The following is a 23,179-nucleotide window of genomic DNA, read 5'->3' on the forward strand; positions in this document are numbered from 1 at the left end:
CATCTGCGAGTCCTAGCAAGATCCGTTCACAGTTCGCGGATTTCCGACCGGCACTTTTGCAGGCCGCGACCGAGACTTGCCGTTTGCGGCATAAGTCCGCCGTTTTTTCGTCTCTTTGGCCGCCGCAAAAAGTGTCTGGATGGCGCCAGAGTCCCGGCCGGCATGGCGCGCATTGCCGGCGGTTAAAGTTGGTGCAGAAATTGCTTAGGCCTTGCCCACTACCGCGTGGGGCGGCAAACGCCCGGCAGATGAGGAACGATTGTGGACAAGTACCTATATGTGGCGATGACCGGTGCCAGCCAGAACGCTCTGGCGCAAAAGGCCCATGCCAACAATCTGGCGAACATCTCCACCAACGGTTTCCAGCGGGACCTGGAGCAGGCTCGGGCGATGCCGGTGTTCGGTGACAGTTTTCCGGCGCGGGCCTTTGCCATGAGCGAGCGTCCGGCGACGGATTTCACTCCGGGCTCGCTGGTGCAAACCGGTCGTGAGCTGGATGTGGCTGTCAGTGGCAAGGGCTGGATCGCCGTGCAGAGTCCTGATGGCAGCGAAAGCTATGTGCGCACCGGCAGCCTGAATGTCGATGCCCTGGGCGTATTGCGTGCCGGCAACGGCATGCCGGTGATGGGCAATGGCGGGCCGATCGCCGTGCCGCCGGAGCAGCAGATCGAAGTCGGCCAGGACGGCACCATCAGCATCCGCGCCATGGGCGAGGGGCCGCGGGTGATGGCCGAGGTCGATCGCATCAAGCTGGTCAATCCGGACATCAAGAACCTGAGCAAGGGGCTCGACGGTTCGATCAAAACCAAGGACGGCCAGCCGGCCCCGGCCGACGCCAATGTGCAACTGGTCTCCGGCTTCCTCGAGTCGAGCAACGTCAATGCCGTGGATGAGATGACCGCGGTGCTGGCCTTGTCCCGGCAGTTCGAGCTGCACGTGAAAATGATGAACAGCGCCAAAGAAGACGACCAGGCCATGGCTCGGGTCTTGCAGATCAGCTAATTACCAGTACCTGGCGCCGTAAAACAGGCGCAAGAGGAGAATCGAATGCTTCCGGCTCTATGGGTTGCCAAAACCGGTCTGTCCGCCCAGGACACCAACCTGAGTGTGATTTCCAACAACCTGGCGAACGTCTCGACCACAGGCTTCAAGCGTGATCGTGCCGAGTTCCAGGACCTGCTGTACCAGATCAAGCGCCAGCCCGGTGCCCAGTCGACCCAGGACAGCGAACTGCCGTCCGGCTTGCAGGTCGGTACCGGTGTGCGCATCGTCGGCACCCAGAAAAATTTTTCCGCCGGCAGCCTGCAGACCACCCAGCAGCCGCTGGACCTGGCCGTCAATGGCCGTGGTTTCTTCCAGATCCTGCAGCCCGATGGCACCACGTCCTACACCCGTGACGGTACCTTTCACCTGAACTCCAACGGCCAGATCGTCACCGCCAATGGTTTCGCCCTGGAGCCGGCCATTGTCGTCCCCGACAATGCGCAGACCTTCACCGTGGGCCAGGACGGCACCGTGTCCATCACCGTTGCCGGCAACCCGGCTTCCCAGGTGATCGGCAACCTGCAGACCGCTGACTTCATCAACCCGGCCGGCCTGCAGGCCCTGGGCAACAACCTGTTCCTGGAAACCGCCGCCAGCGGCGCGCCGCAGATCGGTACTCCAGGTCTCAACGGTTTCGGCACCACGCTGCAGAACACCCTGGAAGCCTCCAACGTCAGCACCGTTGAAGAGATGGTCAACATGATCACCACTCAGCGCGCCTACGAGATGAACTCCAAGGTGATTTCCACCGCTGACCAGATGCTCTCGTTCGTAACGCAGAAGCTGTAATCAAGTCTTGAGGGCGCCACGGGTAGCAAGTGGCGCACCGGCAACATCGTGAGGAAGGGTCATGAATCGGTTTATGTGTGTTCTAGCGCTGGGTGGGAGTGTCGTGCTCGCGGGCTGTGTCGCCCCGCCACCCAAGCCCAATGACCCTTATTACGCCCCGGTGCTGCCGCGCACGCCGCTGCCTTCAGCGGCCAACAACGGTTCGATCTACCAGGCCGGTTTCGAGCAGAACCTGTACGGTGACCGCAAGGCGTTCCGGGTCGGTGACATTATCACCATCACCCTGAACGAGCGTACGGCGGCCAGCAAGGGCGCCAACTCGGCCCTGACCAAGACCAGTACCAACAGCGTCGGCCTGACTTCGCTGTTTGGTGCCGTGCCCAATACCAACAACCCGTTGGGCAGCGGCGACCTGAGCCTGAATGCCGGCTACAGCGGCAACCGCGCCACCAAGGGCGACAGCAAGGCGGCTCAAAGCAACAGCCTGACTGGCTCGATCACCGTGACCGTGGCCGACGTGCTGCCCAACGGCATTATTGCTGTGCGCGGCGAGAAGTGGATGACCCTCAATACCGGCGATGAGCTGGTACGTATTGCCGGCCTGGTACGGGCCGATGACATCGCCACGGACAACACCGTGTCCTCGACCCGGGTGGCGGATGCGCGCATCACCTATTCGGGCACCGGCTCGTTCGCCGATGCCAACCAGCCTGGCTGGTTCGACCGTTTCTTCCTCAGCCCGCTGTTCCCTTTCTAGGTGATGAGAAGCCTCATGTTTAACTTCAAGCACCTGATGGCGGCTGCCTTGTTGCTGTCCACTTCCCTTGGCGTCCAGGCCGAGCGGTTGAAGGACATCGCCAGCATTTCCGGCGTGCGTTCCAACCAGTTGATCGGCTACGGCCTGGTGGTCGGGCTCAATGGCACCGGCGACCAGACCACCCAGACCCCGTTCACCCTGCAGACCTTCAACAACATGCTGTCGCAGTTCGGCATCAAGGTGCCGCCGGGATCGGGCAACGTGCAGCTGAAGAACGTCGCCGCGGTTTCGGTGAGTGCCGACCTGCCGGCCTTCGCCAAGCCGGGGCAGCAGGTGGATATCACTGTGTCGTCCATCGGTAACTCCAAGAGCCTGCGCGGCGGCACCCTGTTGCTGACGCCGCTCAAGGGTATCGATGGCAACGTCTACGCCATCGCCCAGGGCAACCTGGTGGTGGGCGGTTTCGATGCCGAGGGGCGCGACGGTTCGAAGATCACCGTCAACGTGCCGTCGGCTGGACGGATTCCCGGTGGCGCCTCGGTGGAGCGTGCCGTGCCCAGCGGTTTCAACCAGGGCAACAGCCTGACCCTGAACCTCAACCGTTCCGACTTCACCACCGCCAAGCGCATCGTCGACAAGATCAACGACATGCTCGGCCCGGGCGTGGCCCAGGCCATCGACGGCGGTTCGATTCGGGTCACCGCGCCGCTGGACCCAAGCCAGCGGGTGGACTACCTGTCGATCCTGGAGAACCTGGAAATCGATCCGGGACAGGCGGTGGCCAAGGTCATCATCAACTCCCGTACCGGCACCATAGTGATTGGCCAGAACGTCAAGGTGTCGCCGGCAGCGGTGACCCACGGCAGCCTGACCGTAACCATCACCGAAGACCCGATCGTCAGCCAGCCCGGCCCGCTGTCCAACGGCCAGACTGCCGTGGTACCGCGCTCACGGGTCAATGCCCAGCAGGAAGCCAAGCCGATGTTCAAGTTCGGCCCGGGCACCACGCTGGATGAAATCGTCCGTGCGGTGAACCAGGTGGGCGCTGCTCCCGGCGACCTGATGGCGATCCTCGAAGCCTTGAAACAGGCCGGCGCCTTGCAGGCCGACCTGATAGTGATCTGAGGGCCCTGACCGTGACCATGGATATACGTAAGAGCGGCCTGACCGCCAGCGGCGACTCCGGATCCTACGCCGACCTCAATCGCCTGCAGCAACTCAAGGTGGGTGACAAGAACGGCGAAGCCAACGTGCGCAAAGTGGCGCAGGAATTCGAGTCGCTGTTTATCAACGAGATGCTCAAGTCCATGCGCAAGGCCACCGATGTGCTGGCCCAGGACAATCCGCTGAACACCCCGGCGGCCAAGCAGTACCAGGATATGTACGACCAGCAGTTGGCGGTCTCGCTGTCCCGCGAGGGCGGCGGTATCGGCCTGGCCAATGTGCTGGTGCGGCAGATGATGAAGAATCAGCCGAGCCGTCCGGCGGATGGCTCGACGCCTGCTGCGGCGACGGTCGCCACGCCGACCCCGATTGCCGCCGGTACCACCGCCCAGGATGGCCCGTTGAGTCGGGTCAATGGCCAGCGGCCGATGTGGGCGTCAAGGGCTCAGGACCCAGTGCGTACCACTGTGGCGCACAACGATATGGTGCTGCTCAATCAGCGTCGCCTGTCGCTGCCCAGCAAGCTCACCGATCGCCTGTTGACCGGCATCGTGCCGTCGGCCGGCGGCGCCCTGGAGGGCGCTGCGCAGAACGCCGCGCCAACGCGCAACACGGCGGCTGCTGATGCGGTGCTGCGGGGTGAATGGCGGGTCAGTCAAGGTTACGCGGCGGCCCAGGGCAAGATGCGCATTCACGGCCGTGCCGTGGCCCAGCCGCCGCTGGCGCCGGCCAAGCGCGCCTTCGGTTCCTCCGACGAATTCGTCGCCACCATGCTGCCGATGGCGCAGCAGGCGGCCAAGCGCATTGGCGTCGACCCACGCTACCTGGTGGCCCAGGCCGCGCTGGAAACCGGTTGGGGCAAGTCGGTGATGCGTCAGCAGGATGGCAGCAGCAGCCATAACCTGTTCGGCATCAAGGCCGGCCGCAGTTGGCAGGGCGGCCAGGCGCGAGCCATCACCAGTGAGTTCCGCAATGGGCAGATGGTCAAGGAGACGGCAGCGTTCCGTTCCTACGATTCCTACCAGGACAGCTTCCACGATCTGGTCACCCTGTTGCAGAGCAACAATCGCTATCAAGAAGTGCTGAAAGCGGCCGATAGACCAGAACAGTTTGTTCGCGAGTTGCAAAAAGCCGGGTATGCAACGGACCCGGATTACGCAAGCAAGATTTCGCAGATAGCCAAGCAGATGAAGAGCTACGAGAACTACGCTGCGGCGGGCGTTTCCACGAATTTATAAGGTCTGAATCATGAGTTTGCTCAATATCGGGATGTCGGGGCTGGCTGCCAGCCAATCGTCGCTGGTGACCACCGGTAACAACATTGCCAACGCCGACACTGCCGGTTACTCGCGCCAGCAGACCGTGCAGGGCACCAAGGCTTCCGGCCAGTTCGGCAATGTCTTCATCGGCACCGGTACCACCCTGGCGGACGTGCGCCGGGTGTACAACAGCTTCCTTGATTCGCAGCTGCGCACCGCCACCTCGCTGAACAGTGACGTGGCGGCCTACCAGGGGCAGATCACCCCGGTGGACAAGCTGCTGTCCGATAGCGGCACCGGCATGACCGGCGCCCTGACCAAATTCTTCGCCTCGCTGCAGAACCTCAATGCCAAGCCCACCGACGAGGCTTCCCGGCAGTTGCTGCTCAGCGATACCCAGGCGCTGAGCAACCGTTTCAACTCGGTATCCACCCAGCTCAACCAGCAGAACACCGATATCAACGGCAGCTTGTCGAGCATGGCCGATCAGGTCAACAAGCTGGCTGGCACCGTGGCTCAGCTCAACCAGAAGATTTCCGAGCTGTCGACCAACGGCGGCGGCATGCCCAATGACCTGCTCGACTCGCGTAACGAGACCATACGCCAGCTGTCGACCTTTATCGGCGTGCAGGTTTCCGAGCGTGGCTCCAGCCTCGACCTCTACCTGGGTAGCGGCCAGCCGCTGGTGATGGGCAATACCAGCAATTCCCTGGAAGTGGTGGCGGGCAAGGACGATCCGACCCGTTCCGTGCTGCAGATCAACCGCGGCAACACCTCGGTCGATATCACCAACGTCACCACCGGTGGCGAGATTGGCGGCCTGCTGCGCTATCGCAGCGAAGTGCTGGACCCGGCCATGAACGAACTGGGGCGCGTGGCCCTGGTGGTCGCCGACCAGATGAACAGCCAGATGGCGCAAGGCATCGACAAGAACGGCAATTTCGGCGGCAACCTGTTCAACGACATCAACAGCGCGCGGATGATCAGCCAGCGCAGTATCGCCAGCACCGGCAACAACGGCGCTTCTGGCAACTTCGATGTCACCATCAAGGACAGTGGCAAGCTCACCGCCAGCGACTACACGGTGACCTTCAGCAGCGCGACCGACTACAGCGTCAAGCGCTCCGACGGCACCGACCTGGGCAGTTTCAGCACCACCACCAGCCCGGCGCCGGTGATCGATGGTTTTGCCCTGAACCTCAATGGCGCGGCCGCTGCCGGTGACAGCTTCAAGATCACCCCGACGCGCAACGCTGCGACCACCATCCAGACCGAAATGACCGACGCCAAGCGCATCGCCCTGGCCGCGCCGTTGAAGGCCGAGATCGGTTCCGGGGTCAAGAGCTCGCTGAGCATTAGCTCGCAGCCGTCCCTGGTGGTGCCGATCGACAACTACAATGCTGCGGCCAAGCTCGAAATGCAGACCGCGCTGAAGAATTCCGGGCCGGTCAAGGTGGTGTTCAACGCGCCGGCCGGTGGCAGCCAGACCTACGACTACTTTGACGCCAAGGGCAACAAGATGGGTAGCGGCTCCATCGTGCCGGGTCAGAGCAACACCCTGAACCTGGACATCAAGATGGTCGATGCCACCGGCGCGCCGATTCTCGATGGCGGCGGCGTGCAGAAAACCTTTGCGGTGAAGATGGACGTGGCCGGTGCGCCGAACAGCGGCGACAGCATGAGCCTCTCGGTCAACGGTGCCGGTTCTTCCGACAACCGCAACGGCCTTACCCTTTCAGCCCTGCAAAGCAAGCAGACCGTCGACACCGGCTCGGCCAGCAAGGGCATCACCCTGGTCGACGCCTACGGCAAGCTGATCGAAAACGTCGGCGCCAAGGCCAGCCAGGCCAAGCTCGACAGCGCCGCCAACGGCGCCATCCTGAGCAACGCCAAGGGGGCTCGGGACTCGCTGTCCGGGGTGGTCCTGGATGAAGAGACCGGCAACCTGGTCAAGTATCAGCAGTACTACACAGCGTCCTCGCAGATCATCAAGGCTGCGCAGGAAACCTTCAGCACGCTGATCAACAGCCTTTAAGGAGCCGTAGCCCATGCGTATTTCCACCTCCCAGTATTACGAGACTACGGCTGCCAGCTACCAGAAGAACTTCTCCAATGCGGTTGCCAGCAGCGAAGAGGCCAGCAGTCTGGTGCGGGTCAAGACCGCGGCCGACGATCCGGTAGGCGCCGCGCGCCTGCTGCAACTGGGCCAGCAGGCTTCGCTGCTGGATCAGTACAAGGCCAACAGCAACTCGATCAAGGCCTCTCTGGGTCAGACCGAATCGGTGATGACCAGCATCAACAGTGTCCTGGCCCGGGCCAAGGAACTGGCTACTGCGTCCGCCAACGCCGGTTACACCGACAAGGACCGCCAGGCCAGCGCTTCCGAGCTGGGCCAGATCGAAGAGCAACTGCTGAGCCTGATGAACACCCAGGACGAGAACGGCAAGTACATCTTCGGCGGTTCCAAGGACAGCGTTGCGCCTTTCAGCCGCAACTCCGATGGCACCTACAGCTACAACGGCGACCAGAGCAGCCTGATGCTGCCCGTGGGCGACACCATGCAGATGGCCGCCAACAGCACTGGCTGGGACGTGTTCCAGCAGGCCCTGAACACCAGCCGCAGCCAGGTGACCCAGACCGCGCCGTTGCCGGATGACGGGCGGATTTCCCTGTCCAATGGGCAGATGTCCAACAGCGGTGCGTACAACAGCCAGTTCCGCAGCGGTGAGCCTTACACCGTGTCGTTCGTCACGGGCACCCAGTTGAAGATCACCGACAGCACCGGCACCGACGTGACATCCGAGCTCAGCCAGGGTGGCGTGTATAGCAACTCGCCGAACCAGACCCTGAGCTTCCGCGGCGTCGACCTGACCCTGAACGTCAACCTGGCGGCAGGCGAAAACGCTAACACCGTGTTGCCCGGGCACACCTTCAACCTGGCCTCCAAGCCGGACTCCTTCAACGTGGCGCGCAGCCCGGGCAACCCCAGCATGACTCAGGTCAGCGGCGCCAGCGTGACCAATCAGGCGGCTTACAACTCCACCTTCCCCAGCGGCTCGGCGATCCTCAAGTTCACCAGCGCGACCAATTTCGATCTGTATGCCGCGCCCTTGACTGCCGACAGCAAGCCGGTGTCTTCGGGCGTGGTGGCGGCGGGCGTGGCCACCGCGGCAGGGGTGAGTTTCACCCTGGCAGGCACCCCGGCGGCCAACGATCAGTTCAGCGTGGCGGTCAACAACCACGAGAACCAGAACATCCTGGATACCGTGAGCCAGTTGCGCACGGCCCTGAACACGCCGACTGCTGGCAATACCCTGGCTACCCAGAAGCAAGTGGCCGATGTGACTTCGGGGATCGCCAACCTGGCCAGCGGTATCGATCAGGTATCGATCGGTCTCAGTTCGGTCGGTGGACGGGGTTCGGCCCTGAGCACCCAGAACGAGATCAACGAGAGCCTGGCGGCCGCCAACGTCACCACCCGCTCGGCCATCAGTGACTCCGATCCTGCCGAAGTCATGACCCGCCTGACCCTGCAGCAGACCATGCTCCAGGCTTCGCAACTGGCGTTCAGCAAAATCTCCCAGCTGGGTCTGTTCAACAAGATCTGAGTAGTCGGCGTTCGAGCTCTGGCTCGAGCGCCGCGACCGTCGAGCCATCAGCCGTCTTTTTAAGCGGTCCTGCAGTCCTGGCCTCCCTGGCCGGGGCTCGCCGCTCGAGAGTTTCCCGTCGTGAACCAAGCCCCTCTAGTCAGCATCGTCATCCCTGCCTTCAACTCGCGCTTCTTCGATCAAGCCCTGGAAAGTGCCCTGGCCCAGACCTATCAGCCCCTGGAAATCGTCGTTTGCGACGACAGCGGCGACGCTGAGATCCAGCGCATGGTCGAGGCCGTGGTCGAGCCCGCGCACCCCGTGCGCTACCTGCGCAATCCGCAACGCCTGGGGCTGCAGAAGAACATTCTGCGCTGCGTCGAGGAGGCGCGGGGCGAACTGATCAAGATTCTCTGCGACGACGACCGGTTGTTCGCGCCGAGCATCGCCCTGCAGGCGCCGGTGCTGATCGAAAACCCGGAAGTCAATCTGGTGTGCGCGCTGCGGATATTGGGTGACGCCGGTAATTTCATCCTGCCGCCCAGAATCGAAAACTGCCGCTTCACCCAGAACGATGCGGTTCTCAAAGGGGAGGACATGCTGGCGATTATCGAGAGTACGCCGCGTAACTTCCTGGGTAACTTCAGCTCGACCCTGATGCGCCGCGCCGATGTACTGGAGCTGTTGCCGGCATTGATCCAGGAGGGGGGCGGGTTCGTCGCTTTGCTGGATTTCGCCCTGTTCATCTGCCTGATGCGTCGCGGCAATCTGGCCGCGCAGGTCACGGTATTGAGTTGCGAGCGCTTGTACGCCGGTCGCCTCAGCAGTACGCCGGAGATGCTCAAGAGCGCCAAGCAGGAATGGCAATGGCTGGCGCAGATGCTGGCCGCGCGCAGCGGCGAGTCTGCACCGGCGGCGGGTTGGGTGCGTTATGTCGACCTGGCCCAGGCTGCGGAGCAACCGCGCAACTGGCAGGAACTGTGCGTGACCCGGATATTGAGCAACCGCAGTACGGTGGTCGATGGGCGTGTCGGTGGCGAAAGCATCAGTTACAACGATTTCTATCGGGAATGGTTGTCGGTGCGCAAGTTCTCGGAGGTGGAGCAGCGCCTGTTGCCACAGCGTATCGACAGCTGGCCTCGGCGGGTGCAGCTGGTGCCGGTGGTCATCGACTTCGAGGGTGATGGCGAGGCACTTGCGCGGACTCTGGACAGCCTTGTGGCGCAGCTGTTTGCGCCCACCGCGGTGTTGGTGCTGTCTGCTGTCGAGCTCGAGGAGCGGGCCGGGGTGCTGCAGCAACCACTGCGCAGCGATTGGCTGCAGCAGCTCAACGAGCTGGTGCCGCAGTTGGAAGGCTGCGACTGGTTCTACCTGCTGCAGGCTGGCGACCGGTTGCAGGAGTCGGCGCTAGTGGTGCTGGCGGAGCGGATCGCCAATACCCCGGCCATGCTCTGCGCTTACAGCGATGAAGGGGCGCTGCTGGAAGGCGAATCGGCGGAGCCGGTGTTCAAGCCCGATTTCAACCTTGACCTGATGCGTTCCTATCCTTATGTCGGTCGCGCCCTGGCGTTTTCCCGTGAGCGCTTCATGGCCGAAGGCGGGTTCGACGCGAGTCATGGCGAGCTGGCCCCGCACGATCTGTTGTGGCGCCTGGTGGAGTCGGCGGGGCCGCGGGCCATCGAGCATATTGCCGATATCCAGCTGGAGTCCGAGTGCAGCTTCGCAACCTGGTTGTCGCGGCCGCAGGTGATCGAGGCCAGTGAGGGTCTGGTGGCCGCGCATCTGCAGCGCATTGGCGTGGAATACCAAATCAGCCACGACGACCTGCCGTTGCTCAATCGCATTCAGTACCAGCATCCGGCCCGGCCATTGGTATCGATCGTGCTGCCGTGCGGCGATTCGCTGGCCGCCTTGCAGCGCTGTGTCGAAAGCCTGATCGAACACACCCTCTATAACCACTACGAGATCCTCCTGGTGGATGGCGGCAGTCGTGATCCGGCGATGGCCGAGTGGCTGGCCGCCATGGCCCAGCTCGGTGGCGGGATGTTGCGGGTACTGCCCTTTGCCGGTTGCTCCAGTCATGCAGCGCTGGTCAACCAGGCGGCGCGCCAGGCGCGGGGCGACTACCTGTTGCTGCTCAATCCGGGCGCGTTGATCTGCAACGGTGACTGGCTGGACGAGTTGCTCAACCAGGCCCAGCGCCCTGAGGTGGGGGTAGTCGGGGCGCGGATTCTGGCCACCGATGGTTCCATTCTGCATGCCGGCCAGGTGCTGGGCATGGCGGGTCCTGCCACTTCACCCTTTATCGGTGAAGCCATTGGGGGCCGGGGTTACATGCAGCGCCTGCAGGTGGTGCAGAACTGGAGTGCGGTCAGCGGCGATTGCCTGATGGTGCGCAGGGAAGTCTTCGAGGACCTGGGTGGCCTGGACGAACTGGCGTTCGCCGATCAACTGGGCGAGACCGACTTGTGCCTGCGGATGGATCGCCAGGGTTACCTGGTGGTCTGGACACCGCACGCAACTCTGATGCTGCAGTCGGTGGCCTCTGGCGCTGACGAGCATGACCAGCAGCAGGATCGCGAAGCCGAGCAGGAGCGCTTCTATCGTCAATGGATTGCCAAGGTCGCTCGTGATCCGGCCTATAATCCGGCCTTGAGCCTGGGCTATTCCAGCTTCAGCCTGGAGCCTTCCCTGCGCAACAACTGGAACCCGTTCTGCAGCCGGGCCCTGCCACTGATTCTCGGGCTTCCAGTCAACAGTACCGCGGTCGGTCATTACCGCGTGACAGGTCCCTTGAGCGCGCTGGAGGCGGCGGGGCGAGTCATTGCCCGGGTGGCCTACGAGTCGCCGGCGACGGCGGAGATCGAGCGTCTGTCGCCCGATAGCATCATCCTCCAGTGCCGCTACAGCGAAGGCGCCGCCGGCGACATCCTGCGCATGAAGAAGTACTCCAGTGCGCTGCGGATCTTCGAGTTGGACGACTACGTTGTCAGTGCGCCGAAGAAGAATACCCACGCTCGCAACAAACCGTTGAATACCGAGCAGATGCTGCGCGAGGGCATCGGCCTCTGCGATCGGTTGGTGGTGACCACCCAGCCACTGGCGGATGCGCTGTCGAGCATGCACAGCGATATTCGCGTGGTGCCCAATATGCTGCCCATGGAGCCTTGGGCAAGCCTGACCAGCCGCCGTGGCACCTCGCGCAAGCCGCGGGTGGGTTGGGGCGGTGGTACCAGTCACACTGGCGACTTGGAAATCATTGCCGAGGTGGTGCGCGAGCTGGCCAATGAGGTGGACTGGGTGTTCTTCGGCATGTGCCCCGATGCCCTGCGGCCCTATGTGCATGAGTTCCATTCGGCGACCAGCCTGCAGAGCTATCCGTTCAAGCTGGCCAGCCTGAATCTGGACCTGGCCCTGGCGCCCCTGGAATTCCATATCTTCAACGACTGCAAGAGCAACCTGCGCTTGCTGGAGTACGGTGCCTGCGGTTATCCGGTGATCTGCACCGATACCGAGGCTTATCGTGGCTTCCTGCCTTGCACCAAGGTTCGCAGCAACAGCACCGAGGAATGGTTGCAGGCGATCCGCATGCATCTGTCCGACCCGGCCGCCAGCTATCGCATGGGTGATGAACTGCGCGAAGCGGTGCTGCGTGACTTCATGCTGCGCGACGACAACCTGCGGCACTGGCTCTGGGGCTGGTTGCCGGATTGATCCCACTCCGGCTCGCGACTTTCAGTGTCGCGAGTCGCTCGGGCGCGCAAGCCTCTATTCGGGGCTTGCGCCGCCGTCTTCCGGCCGGTTCCGGGCGCTGCGCACGCAATTGGCGCACTTCCTGCAAGTCCTCCGTAAATCGCCATAAAACCTGCACTGCGGCGCAGTGCGCGGCGATGAATGATCTGCATCTGGCGCTCCGTCGGCCCCCAAGGGGCTGGCCCGGCCCGCGAAGAGCAAGAGGACAGTGATGAAGGCAGTAATTCTGGCAGGTGGACTGGGTACGCGGATCAGCGAGGAGTCCCACCTCAAGCCCAAGCCGATGATCGAGATCGGCGGCAAGCCAATTCTTTGGCACATCATGAAGCAGTATTCCGCCCACGGGATCCACGACTTCGTGATTTGCCTGGGCTACAAGGGCTACGCGATCAAGGACTTCTTCGCCAACTACTTCCTGCACACCTCGGACGTGACCTTCGACATGCGCAACAACCGCATGGACGTGCACCAGAACTACAGCGAGCCGTGGAGCGTGACGCTGATCGACACCGGCGAGGAAACCATGACCGGCGGGCGCCTGGCCCGAGCCGGGCGCTACCTGCAGGATGAAGAAGCCTTCTGCTTCACCTATGGCGACGGTGTCTCGGACCTGAACATCGGTGCCCTGGTGGATTTCCACAAGGCCCACGGCAGGCTCGCCACCGTGACCGCAGTGCAGCCTCCAGGCCGCTACGGCGCCCTGGATCGCCACGGCGACCAGGTACTGGGCTTCACCGAGAAGCCCCGGGGCGATGGTGGCTGGATCAATGGCGGTTTCTTCGTGCTCTCGCCCAAGGTGCTGTCCTATATCGACGGCGACAGCACCACCTGGGAGGCCGAGCCGCTGATCCAGCTGGCGCAGGATGAGCAACTGCGGGCCTACGAGCACTCGGGGTTCTGGCAGTCCATGGACACCCTGCGCGACAAGAATCACCTGGAGCAACTCTGGCAAAGCGGGGAGGCCCCATGGAAGCAATGGGACTGAGCCCGGAGTTCTGGCGCGGCAAGCGGGTCCTGCTGACCGGCCATACCGGTTTCAAGGGCAGCTGGTTGAGCCTCTGGTTGCAGAGCCTGGGCGCCCAGGTCAGCGGTTTCGCCCTGGACCCGGGCACTGAACCGAGCCTGTTCGAACTGGCTCGGGTGGGGGAGGGCATCGCCGATCACCGTGGCGATCTGCGCGACCTCGGCAGCCTGCTGGAGCTGATGGCCGAGGTGCAGCCGGAGATCGTCCTGCACCTGGCGGCCCAGCCGCTGGTGCGTGAAGCCTATCGCGACCCCTTGGGCACCTATTCGAGCAATGTCATGGGCACCCTCAACCTGCTGGAGGCGATTCGCCAGGTGGGCGGGGTGCGCGCCTGCGTGCTGGTGACCACCGACAAGGTCTACGCCAACCAGGAGTGGCTGTGGCCCTATCGCGAGAACGAGGCCCTGGGCGGCCATGATCCCTACAGCAGCAGCAAGGCCTGCTGCGAGCTGCTGGCGCAGTCCTATGCCTCGTCGTTCTTTGCCGCCGAGCGCTATGCCGAGCACGGCCTGGCCCTGGCCACGGCGCGGGCCGGCAATGTGCTGGGCGGTGGTGATTTCGCCCCGGAACGGCTGATTCCCGATGTGCTTCGGGCCTGGTCCGCCGATGAACCTGTGACCCTGCGCTACCCTCAGGCCGTGCGCCCCTGGCAGCACGCCCTGGAGCCCCTGGCCGGCTACCTGCAGCTGGCCGCCGGCCTGTACGAGCAAGGCCCGGAGTACGCCGGTGCCTGGAACTTCGGGCCGGGTGAGCAGGACATGTGCAGCGTCGGCGAGGTGGTGGAACTGCTGGCTCGGCATTGGCCCGCGGCCCCGGGGCTGCGGATCGAGCCCAGCGAGTTGCACGAGGCTGGCCTGTTGCGCCTGGACAGCAGCCGCGCGCGCCAGTTGCTTGGCTGGAAACCGCGCTGGACCCTGCAGCAATGCCTGGCGCAGACCCTGGACTGGCACCTGGCCTGGACCAGCGGCGCCGACATGCGTGCCGTGACCTTGGGGCAACTGAACCTGTACCGGGGGGCGCTGTGAGCGAATTCCAGGTCGTGGCCCTGCCCTTGGGGCTGTCCGAGGTGCGCCACAAGCGCTTCGCCGATCAGCGCGGGCATTTCTCCCGGCTGTTCTGCGAAGGCAGCCTGAGCGCGTTCGGCCAGCCGTTTCACATTCGCCAGATCAACCATTCCTGCACCCGCGAGCGCGGTAGCGTGCGCGGCCTGCATTACCAGACCGCGGCCCGGCCCGAGGCCAAGCTGATCAGTTGCCTGCGGGGTGAAGTCTGGGATGTGGCAGTGGACCTGCGCGCCGATTCGCCGACCTTCCTGCACTGGCATGCCGAGCACCTGCGGGCCGGCGACGGGCGCAGCCTGTTGCTGCCGGCCGGTTTCGCCCATGGCTTCCAGGCCCTGAGCGAGGACGCCGAACTGCTCTACCTGCACAGCGCCGACTACGCCCCGGAACACGAGGCCGGGCTGTCGGTGCTAGACCCGCGACTGGCGATCCACTGGCCGTTGCCTGTCAATAATCTGTCGAGCCGCGATGCCAGCCATCCCTTGCTCGACGGCGCTTTCGCTGGAGTGAAACTATGAATTGCCGCGGTTGTGGCGCTTGCCTGAGCCTGCCCCTGATCGACCTGGGCACCTCGCCGCCCTCCAACGCCTACCTGCGGGCCGAGCAGCTGGACCAGGCCGAATCCTGGGTGCCGCTCAAGGTCCAGGTGTGCCAGCAGTGCTGGCTGGTGCAAACCGAGGATTACACCCGCGCCGATCATCTGTTCGACGCCGACTACGCCTATTTCAGCTCTTTCTCCAGCACCTGGCTCAAGCATGCCCAGGGCTATGTGGCGCAGATGGTCGAGCGTTTCGACCTCGGTGCTCAGAGCCAGGTGGTGGAAGTGGCAGCCAATGATGGCTACCTGTTGCAGTACGTGGCCGGGCGGGGCATTCCCTGCCTGGGGGTCGAGCCGACCCGCAGTACCGCACAGGCGGCTCGGGACAAGGGCTTGAACATTCGCGAGCTGTTCTTCGGCCGTGATACGGCCGCGCAGTTGCTGGAGGAGGGCTGGGCCGCCGACCTGATGGCGGCCAACAATGTGCTGGCCCATGTGCCGGACATCAACGACTTCCTCTGTGGTTTTGCCACCCTGCTCAAACCGACAGGTGTGGCGACCTTCGAGTTTCCGCAATTGCTGACCCTGATGGCCGGGCAGCAGTTCGACACCCTGTATCACGAACACTATTCCTACTTGTCGCTGACCGCGGTGCTGGGCCTGTGCCAACGCAATGGCCTGGAAGTCTTCGATGTCGAGAACCTGCCGACCCACGGTGGCTCGCTGCGGGTCTTCGTGCAGCGCAGCGATGGCCCGCGTCGGCCGCAGCAGGACAGCGTGGCGCAACAGCTGCAGTTGGAGCGCCAGGCGGGTGTCAGCACTCCGGAGTACTACCGGACCCTGGCCCCGGCCGCCGAGCGAATCAAGCATGAGCTGTTGCGCTTCCTGCTCCAGGCCAAGGCCGAGGGCAAGCGCGTGGTGGGCTATGGCGCGGCCGCCAAGGGCAATACCCTGCTCAACTATGCCGGGATCAAGGCCGACTTGCTGGCCTGGGTCGCCGATGCCAGCCCGCACAAGCAGGGCAAGTTCCTCCCTGGCAGCCGGATTCCGGTGGTGGCGCCCGAGCGTATCGACCAGGAGCGCCCGGACTATGTGCTGGTGCTGCCCTGGAACCTGCTGCACGAAGTCAGCACCCAGTTGGCCCAGGTGCGCCAGTGGGGCGGGCGTTTCGTGATCGCCGTGCCCGAGTTGCAACTGCTGTGAACGGCATGCGCGTGCTGGTCACCGGCGCCACCGGCTTTGTCGGCCGGCATCTGGTTGCGGCGCTGCTGGCCCGGGGTTGCCAGGTGCGCGCCGTGGCTCGCGATGTGGCCAAGGCGCGGCAGATGCCCTGGTTCGAGGCCGTGGAGTTCCAGGCCCTGGACCTGCACGCCGATGACCTGGATATCGCTGCGCTGGTGAAAGATGTCGACGCCCTGGCCCATCTGGCCTGGCCCGGCCTGCCCAACTATCAGGGGCTGTTTCACCTGGAGCACAACCTGATGGCCGACTATCGCTTGATCAAGCGTGTGGTCGAGGCGGGGGTGAGCCAGGTGCTGGTCACCGGCACCTGTTTCGAATACGGCATGCAGAGCGGGCCCCTGAGTGAGCAGTGCGAGGCGCGCCCGAGCAATCCCTATGGCTTGGCCAAGCACAGCCTGCAGTTGTTCCTGACGGCCTTGCAGCAGCAACTGCCTTTCAACCTGCAGTGGGCCCGGTTGTTCTACCTGCATGGCCCGGGGCAGAACCCGAAGAGCCTGCTGGCGGCACTGGACCGGGCCATCGATGCCGGTGATGGGGTGTTCGACATGTCCGGCGGCGAGCAGCTACGTGACTACCTGGCCATCGAGCAAGCGGCCGGCTACCTCGCCGCGCTGTTGCAGCAGCGGCAGTTTTCCGGGGTGGTCAACTGCTGCAGTGGCCGACCGATCGCCGTGCGCAGCCTGGTGGAGCAGCGGATTGCCCAGCGTCAGTCGTCGATCCGCCTGAATCTCGGACACTACCCCTATGCGGACTACGAACCCATGGCGTTCTGGGGTGACAACCAGCGCCTGCAACAGATAACAGGAGCTGCACATGGTGCATGAGTTGTATCGGGTCGCCGACCTGCCGGTGCTGCAGAACCGCACCTTCGCCGATGCCGGCAGTGCCCGGGCCTCGGCGGCCGCGGACATGGTGCTGGTGCAGGATCTGCAAAGCGGGCTGATCTTCAACCAGGCCTTCGATGCCGATCGGCTCAGCTACGACGCCGACTATCAGAACGAGCAGGCCCATTCGACCCAGTTCCAGCAGCACCTGCAGGACGTCGAGGGCATCATCGCCCGGCACTTCAAGGGCCGGGAACTGATCGAGGTGGGTTGCGGCAAGGGTTATTTCCTCGAGCTGCTGCGCGGGCAGGGCTATGCCATCACCGGCATCGATCCGGCCTACGAGGGCGCCAACCCGGAAGTGATCAAGGCCCCCTTCACCCGTGGCCTGGGGCTGGCGGCCGAGGCCATAGTGCTGCGCCATGTGCTGGAGCACATCGCCGATCCGCTGGATTTCCTGGCGCAGATCGCCGATGCCAACCAGGGCGGGCAGATCTATATCGAGGTGCCGTGTTTCGACTGGATCCTCGAACATCGCGCCTGGTTCGACGTGTTCTATGAGCACGTCAATTATTTCCGCCTGGAGGACCTGCGGCGGATGTTCGGCGCCGTGCATGAGGCCGGGCATCTATTCGGCGGCCAGTACCTGTATGTGGTGGCGGACCTGGGCAGCCTGAAAGCGACCCTCGAGGCGCCGGCCGAACCGCTGCGCATGCCAGCGGATTTCACCGCCAGCATCGAGCGCGCCAAGGGCATTATCCAGGCCGCAGGGCAGGCCGGCGCCGGGATCTGGGGCGCGTCCTCCAAGGGCGTGATCTATTCGCTGTTCCTGCAACGCGCCGGAGTGGTGGTGGATCAGGTGGTGGATATCAACCCGGCCAAGCAGGGCCGCTACCTGCCGCTCAGCGGCCTGCGCGTGGCATCGCCGCAGGAGGCCATGGAGGCCCTGCCGGCAGGCGCCAACCTGTTTGTGATGAACTCCAACTACCTCGAAGAAATCAAGCGCATGACTGATGGCCGTTATGTCTATCACGCCGTCGACAGCGCATCGTTCAGCTAATTTGTCATTGAGAACCGAACATGACCGAGAACAACGTCATTCACGCTTTTGAACAAGAGTGCCAGGCACAGATCGCGGCCCAAGGCCAGGATGAGAAGCTCAAGGGCCTGGCCCGCGACTTTTTCAACGAGTCCGCCAGCCACAAGTACAGCTATCACTTCTCCTGGATGGGCCGGCCGATCATCCAGCTGCCCCAGGACATGATGGCGATGCAGGAGATCATCTGGCAGGTCAAGCCGGACCTGGTGATCGAGTGCGGCATCGCCCACGGCGGTTCGATCATCTACTACGCCTCGCTGCTGGAATTGCAGGGCCATGGTGAAGTGCTGGGCATCGACCTGGATATCCGTCCGCACAACCGCGAGGCCGTCGAGCAGCATCCGATGAGCAAGCGCATCCGCATGATCGAAGGTTCGAGCATCGACCCGGCGATCGCCGAGCAGGTGCGCGCGGCCGCCGCGGGCAAGAAGGTGATCCTGGTGCTGGATTCCAACCACACCCACGAACACGTGCTCGAAGAGCTGCGCCTGTACGCACCGCTGGTGTCGGTGGGCAGCTACTGCGTGGTGATGGACACCGTGGTCGAGGACATGCCGCCGGAGTTCTTCCCGGATCGTCCATGGGGCCCGGGTGACAACCCGAAAACCGCGGTCTGGGCCTACCTGGAGGAGAACCGCGATTTCCAGATCGACCAGCAGATGCAGAACAAGCTGCTGATCACCGTGGCACCGGACGGTTACCTGCGTCGGGTTCGCTGATTATCAATGGTTGCAGGATTCGGGCAGTTGGCCGGTTGTGGGGATGTACCTATGTGGGTTGAAGACAAAGCAATGAATGACGCAGTGCCGCTCGATAAACGTTTCACCCTGGTGTTGTTGTCTCACAACCGTAAGGCGTTCATGCAGCGTACGCTGGAGCATTACAGCAGCTACCCCTGTTCGATCCTGGTGCTGGATTCGTCGTCCGAGGCGGACGAGTCGGTGGCGCTGCGCTATCCACGGGTCGACTACCGCCACTTGCCGCAGTACTCCTACATGGGGCTGCAGGACAAGCTGACCTATGGCGTGGGCCAGGTGACCACTCCCTACATGGCCTTCGCGGCGGATGATGACTTCCTGATCCATGACGCGCTGACGGCTTCTCTGGAGTTTCTCGAAGCCCACCCCGACTACGGCCTTTGCCATGGCTACGGGATGATGTACATGGCCCGGGCGACGGAAACCAACTACTACCGCCGCGATCGCAAGGGCATGGAGGATTACGCCTCCGAAGACCCGCAGGATCGGCTGATGAGTTTCATGGGGCACTTCCTGCCGCCGTTCTATGCGGTGACCCGTACCGACCTGCTGCGCCAGTGGTTCAGCCTGATGCCTGCCGGGACGCGTTTCGAGTGGCAGGAGATCGGCCACAGTTTCTTCCTGCTGGCCTGTGCCAAGGCGCGGATCCTGCCCATCCCCTTTGCTGTGCGCGAAGCCAATTACCTGGCGTCCGATCACAATACCAATGTGCTCACGGTGCTGACCTACCAGGATGCCCAGTCGGTGATCGACCGCGAGAACTTTGCCGAATTTCTAGCCTCGCTGCCCACCGGGTTCAGCGGCCGGGACCCCGCGCAGGTGAAGCAGATCGCCCTGGACAGCTTCGCCACCATGGCCGAGTGCCTGCTCAGCAACCGATCCCTCAAGGGCACGGCGATTTTCCGTTCCGCCTGGGTCGCGGTGGATGCCGAGCCCGTGCGCCTGTTCGGTCCAGAACAGTTTGTCGAGATGCCTTTCTACAACCAGACGATGTTCGATCTGCTGACCGGTTTCGAATTCCTTCTGCACGCCATGCCGGCCGGACGCCTGCAGCTTAAAGAGCTGGAGGGTGTGTGGCTGCGCCAGGCAGAGTTGATGAAGGTGCAGCCCAACGATACGCCGCAGTCTTTGCGCAGCCGTTTGTGGGAGGCGCTGTCGTTGAGCCTGTTCAATCGCGAAGTGGTCAAGCGCCTGGCCGAGTCGATGCAAGACAGCGACGAGCCCGAGCAGGCGCGCAAGCTGCAGGCCTGGGGCGAGCGCCTGGCCTCGGTGCCGGGGGCGGACAGCAGCACGCTGTTCGCTGCCACCGAGTCGGGACGCCTGCTCAGCTGGCTGCAAGCTCGTTCGCCAGAACCTGCGCAGTTGCAGGCCATAGCCGAGCATCTGCGGCGTCATGCTGGCGGCCCGCAGGTGCAGATTCTGTTGCTTGACCTCGATGCCGACATGGTCAAGCTGCAAGCTACCCTCGACAGCCTGGTGGCCGGACATTACAAGGGCTTCAAGCTGGTGGTGTTCACCACTGGCGAGCTGCCGGCTACCACTAGCGCCCAGGACACCCTGCATTTCGTCAAGGTCACCGAGCACAACTACGTCGAGCGGATCAACCAGGCCATGGCCCAGTCCCGTGCCGAGTGGGTGCTGCTGGCCGAGGCCGGCGATCAGTTCACCACCAGCGGCCTGTTGCGGGCGAGCCTGGAGTTGCAGGGCGTTGAAGGCATTCGCGCGGTGGCCATGGATGAAGTCCAGCGTCGCGCCGATGCTACCTTGAGCCCGGTATTCCGCCCCGGGGTCAACCTCGACCAGTTGCAAAGCACCCCGGGGTTGATGGCCCGGCATTGGCTGCTGCAGCGTGAGACGGTGGTGCAGGCCGGCGGTTTCTCCCGCGAACTGAAACAGGCCCTGGAGCTGGACCTGCTGCTGCGCCTGATCCAGGACGGTGGCCTGGGTGGCCTGGCGCATCTGGCCGAGCCCCTGTTGATTTGCCAGGCCGCGGGCGATGAAGCCCATGCCGAAGAGCGTCAAGTGTTGAGCCGACACCTGGCGGCGCGAGGCTACCGAGCCCAGATCAGCTCGGCGCAGCCGGGCACCTATCAGATCGACTATCAGCATGCCGAGCGACCGCTGGTGTCGATCATCCTGCCCAGCCAGGACAATTTTGCCGAGCTGCAACGCTGCCTGGTCAGCGTGCTGCAACGCACCCGCTACCAGCGTTACGAAGTGCTGATTGCCGAGAACCACAGCCAGGATGCCGAGCTCGACAACTGGCTGGCCAGCCTGGAAGGCCGTGGCGAGCGCATCCGCGTGCTGCGCAGCGGCCAGCGCCTGAGCACTTCGGCCCTGCACAACCTGGCCTGCCAGGAAGCTCGGGGCGAGTACCTGGTGCTGCTCTCTGCCGATGCCGAAGTGGTCAATGCCAACTGGCTCGAAAGCCTGCTCAATCAGGCCCAGCGTCCGGAGGTGGGCATTGTCGGCGCCAAGCTGGTGAATGCCAGGGGAGCGACGACCCAGGCCGGCTTGATCCTCGGCCTCAATGGCCACCTGGGCGCAGCTTTTGCCGGCGAGGCCAAGGACGCGGCGGGCTACATGAACAGCCTGTGGGTGGAGAAGAACTACTCTGCGGTATCCGGCGTTTGCCTGATGATCGCCAAGGCGCTGTTCGAGGCGCTGGGCGGTTTGGACGAGGAACATTTCGACCAGGCTTTCGCCGATGTCGATCTGTGCCTGAAGGTCGCCGATGCCGGCTACCTCACGGTGTTGACGCCCCAGGCCCAGGTGCTGCATCCGGGGACTTTGGCCGAACAGCCGCAGGCCGCCGCGGCACTGCGGGACAAGTGGTCGGCGCGTTTTGCCCAGGATGTTGCCTATAACCAGAACCTGGCGTTGACCGGCACGGGCTTTACCCTAAGTGCGGCCCACACTGTGGACTGGTTGCAGATGCTCTCCAATTGATTGCTGCCTCAAGGGACTCAATTATGTTCAGCCGCCAGTTGATTGACCGCTTTGCGTATCAACGCTTGAGTGCGCTTGCTGGCGCGAGGGAGGGGGTATGACTCCTTACCGGATTCCCTACGGGTGTCAGAGTATCGACCAGGCTGACATCGATGCCGTGGTGCAGGTGCTCAAGTCTCCCTGGTTGACCCAGGGGCCCACCATCGAGCGTTTTGAGCAGGCCTTGGCCGAGTACTGCCAGGCGGCTCATGCAATCGCCGTGTGCAATGCGACGGCGGCGTTGCATATTGCCTGTGTGGCTGCTGGGCTGGGGTCTGGGGACATTCTGTGGACCAGCCCCAATACCTTCGTTGCTTCGGCGAACTGTGCACGCTATTGCGGGGCAGAGGTAGATTTCGTCGATATCGATCCACATACCTGGAATATGGATGTGAATCTGCTGGCGCTAAAGCTTGAGGCGGCGGAACTGGCGGGCAAGTTGCCGAAGGTGCTGGTGGCCGTGGCGTTCGCCGGGCAGAGTGCCGATCTGCAAGCCATCGCCGGGCTTGCCGAGCGTTATGGCTTTGTCTTGATCGAAGACGCTGCGCATGCGGTGGGAGCCTCCTACAAAGGGCGTCCGGTGGGCTGTGGAGCCTATGCGTCGATGACCATCTTCAGTTTCCATCCGGTGAAGATCATCACCAGTGCTGAAGGTGGCATGGTGCTTACCAACAGTCCTGAACTTGCCGGGCGTTTGCGGCGCCTGCGCAGTCATGGCATTACCAGTGACCCTGCGTTGATGCAGGTGCCGGACAAAGGCCTGTGGTACTACCAGCAACTTGAACTGGGCTTCAATTACCGGATGACCGACCTGCATGCCGCGCTCGGCCTATCGCAGATGACTCGACTGGATCAGTTCGTGGCGCGGCGTCGAGCGCTGGCGGCTCGTTACCAGGAGTTGCTGGCGGGGCTGCCTCTGACCTTGCCCGTTGCACAGAGTGGCGCCGACTCGGCTTGGCATCTGTATGTGGTGCGCCTTGATCTGACACGTATCAGGTCGACTCAGGCGCAGGTCTTCGATGCGTTGCGTGCTGCGGGGCTAGGGGTGAACCTGCACTACATTCCCGTGCATCTGCAGCCGTATTACCAGGAGCAGGGTTTTGCCGAGGGGGATTTCCCTGAGGCTGAGCGCTATTTTCTCGAGGCTATCAGCCTGCCGCTGTATCCGGAGCTGACCGACGAGCTGCAAGATGAAGTGGTAGCGCACTTGCGACGAGTTCTGGACTGAGAGGTGAGCATGAGGGTTTCTGTACGATTCACGGTGCGCTGCGCCAAGATGCTTGCGCTGCACC

General features: G+C 63.4%; 17 protein-coding genes. All 17 read left to right on the plus strand.

Annotated features, from left to right (window positions below; translation table 11 throughout):
* Positions 1-261 precede the first annotated feature (261 nt).
* The 17 genes from J4P02_RS08580 (at position 262) to pseC (ending at position 23,115) form a co-directional block, all read left to right on the plus strand.
* The gene (locus J4P02_RS08580; RefSeq protein ID WP_426189149.1) at positions 262-1,002 is read left to right on the plus strand and encodes a flagellar basal body rod protein FlgF; all 741 of its coding nucleotides are present in this window, start codon (positions 262-264) and stop codon (positions 1,000-1,002) included.
* A 45-nt stretch (positions 1,003-1,047) separates the two neighbouring features.
* The gene (gene flgG / locus J4P02_RS08585; RefSeq protein WP_426189150.1) at positions 1,048-1,833 is read left to right on the plus strand and encodes a flagellar basal-body rod protein FlgG; all 786 of its coding nucleotides are present in this window, start codon (positions 1,048-1,050) and stop codon (positions 1,831-1,833) included.
* Between the two features lie 61 nt (positions 1,834-1,894).
* The gene (flgH, locus tag J4P02_RS08590; protein WP_426189151.1) at positions 1,895-2,590 is read left to right on the plus strand and encodes a flagellar basal body L-ring protein FlgH; all 696 of its coding nucleotides are present in this window, start codon (positions 1,895-1,897) and stop codon (positions 2,588-2,590) included.
* Between the two features lie 15 nt (positions 2,591-2,605).
* Positions 2,606-3,715 (plus strand): flagellar basal body P-ring protein FlgI, encoded by a 1,110-nt coding sequence (locus tag J4P02_RS08595; protein ID WP_426189152.1) that lies wholly within the window; start codon positions 2,606-2,608, stop codon positions 3,713-3,715.
* A 17-nt stretch (positions 3,716-3,732) separates the two neighbouring features.
* Positions 3,733-4,992 carry a flagellar assembly peptidoglycan hydrolase FlgJ gene (gene flgJ, locus J4P02_RS08600; RefSeq protein ID WP_426189153.1) on the plus strand — a complete coding sequence of 420 codons (1,260 nt, stop codon included), beginning with the start codon at positions 3,733-3,735 and terminating at the stop codon, positions 4,990-4,992.
* A 10-nt stretch (positions 4,993-5,002) separates the two neighbouring features.
* On the plus strand, positions 5,003-7,048 hold the full coding sequence (gene flgK, locus J4P02_RS08605; protein WP_426189154.1) for a flagellar hook-associated protein FlgK: 2,046 nt from the start codon (positions 5,003-5,005) through the stop codon (positions 7,046-7,048).
* A gap of 13 nt (positions 7,049-7,061) precedes the next feature.
* Positions 7,062-8,621 carry a flagellar hook-associated protein 3 gene (locus J4P02_RS08610; protein WP_426189155.1) on the plus strand — a complete coding sequence of 520 codons (1,560 nt, stop codon included), beginning with the start codon at positions 7,062-7,064 and terminating at the stop codon, positions 8,619-8,621.
* Between the two features lie 120 nt (positions 8,622-8,741).
* On the plus strand, positions 8,742-12,314 hold the full coding sequence (locus J4P02_RS08615) for a glycosyltransferase (protein WP_426189156.1): 3,573 nt from the start codon (positions 8,742-8,744) through the stop codon (positions 12,312-12,314).
* A gap of 250 nt (positions 12,315-12,564) precedes the next feature.
* Positions 12,565-13,338, plus strand: a complete 774-nt coding sequence (gene rfbF, locus J4P02_RS08620) for a glucose-1-phosphate cytidylyltransferase (RefSeq protein WP_426189157.1) — start codon at positions 12,565-12,567, stop codon at positions 13,336-13,338.
* Entirely contained in the window at positions 13,320-14,402 is a 1,083-nt protein-coding gene (gene rfbG, locus J4P02_RS08625) for a CDP-glucose 4,6-dehydratase (protein ID WP_426189158.1), read from the plus strand. The genes rfbF and rfbG overlap by 19 nt, the downstream gene beginning before the upstream one ends.
* A complete protein-coding gene (locus J4P02_RS08630) occupies positions 14,399-14,956 on the plus strand; it encodes a dTDP-4-dehydrorhamnose 3,5-epimerase family protein (RefSeq protein WP_426189159.1) in 558 nt (185 codons plus the stop codon). The genes rfbG and J4P02_RS08630 overlap by 4 nt, the downstream gene beginning before the upstream one ends.
* Complete coding sequence (locus tag J4P02_RS08635) at positions 14,953-16,179, plus strand: methyltransferase domain-containing protein (protein WP_426189160.1); 1,227 nt, start codon at positions 14,953-14,955, stop codon at positions 16,177-16,179. The genes J4P02_RS08630 and J4P02_RS08635 overlap by 4 nt, the downstream gene beginning before the upstream one ends.
* A gap of 5 nt (positions 16,180-16,184) precedes the next feature.
* Entirely contained in the window at positions 16,185-17,042 is an 858-nt protein-coding gene (locus tag J4P02_RS08640) for an NAD-dependent epimerase/dehydratase family protein (RefSeq protein WP_426189161.1), read from the plus strand.
* Positions 17,032-18,102, plus strand: coding sequence for a class I SAM-dependent methyltransferase (locus tag J4P02_RS08645; RefSeq protein WP_426189162.1), 1,071 nt, complete (start codon positions 17,032-17,034; stop codon positions 18,100-18,102). Before J4P02_RS08640 ends, J4P02_RS08645 begins: the two co-directional genes overlap by 11 nt.
* 20 nt (positions 18,103-18,122) lie before the next feature.
* Entirely contained in the window at positions 18,123-18,860 is a 738-nt protein-coding gene (locus tag J4P02_RS08650) for a cephalosporin hydroxylase family protein (protein ID WP_426189163.1), read from the plus strand.
* 51 nt (positions 18,861-18,911) lie between these two features.
* Positions 18,912-21,848: a TIGR00180 family glycosyltransferase gene (locus J4P02_RS08655; protein WP_426189164.1), complete on the plus strand. Its 2,937-nt coding sequence runs from the start codon at positions 18,912-18,914 to the stop codon at positions 21,846-21,848.
* Between the two features lie 97 nt (positions 21,849-21,945).
* Positions 21,946-23,115: a UDP-4-amino-4,6-dideoxy-N-acetyl-beta-L-altrosamine transaminase gene (pseC, locus tag J4P02_RS08660; protein ID WP_426189165.1), complete on the plus strand. Its 1,170-nt coding sequence runs from the start codon at positions 21,946-21,948 to the stop codon at positions 23,113-23,115.
* Positions 23,116-23,179 lie beyond the last annotated feature (64 nt).

The organism is Pseudomonas sp. NFXW11 (assembly GCF_049887815.1).
Lineage (GTDB): Bacteria > Pseudomonadota > Gammaproteobacteria > Pseudomonadales > Pseudomonadaceae > Aquipseudomonas.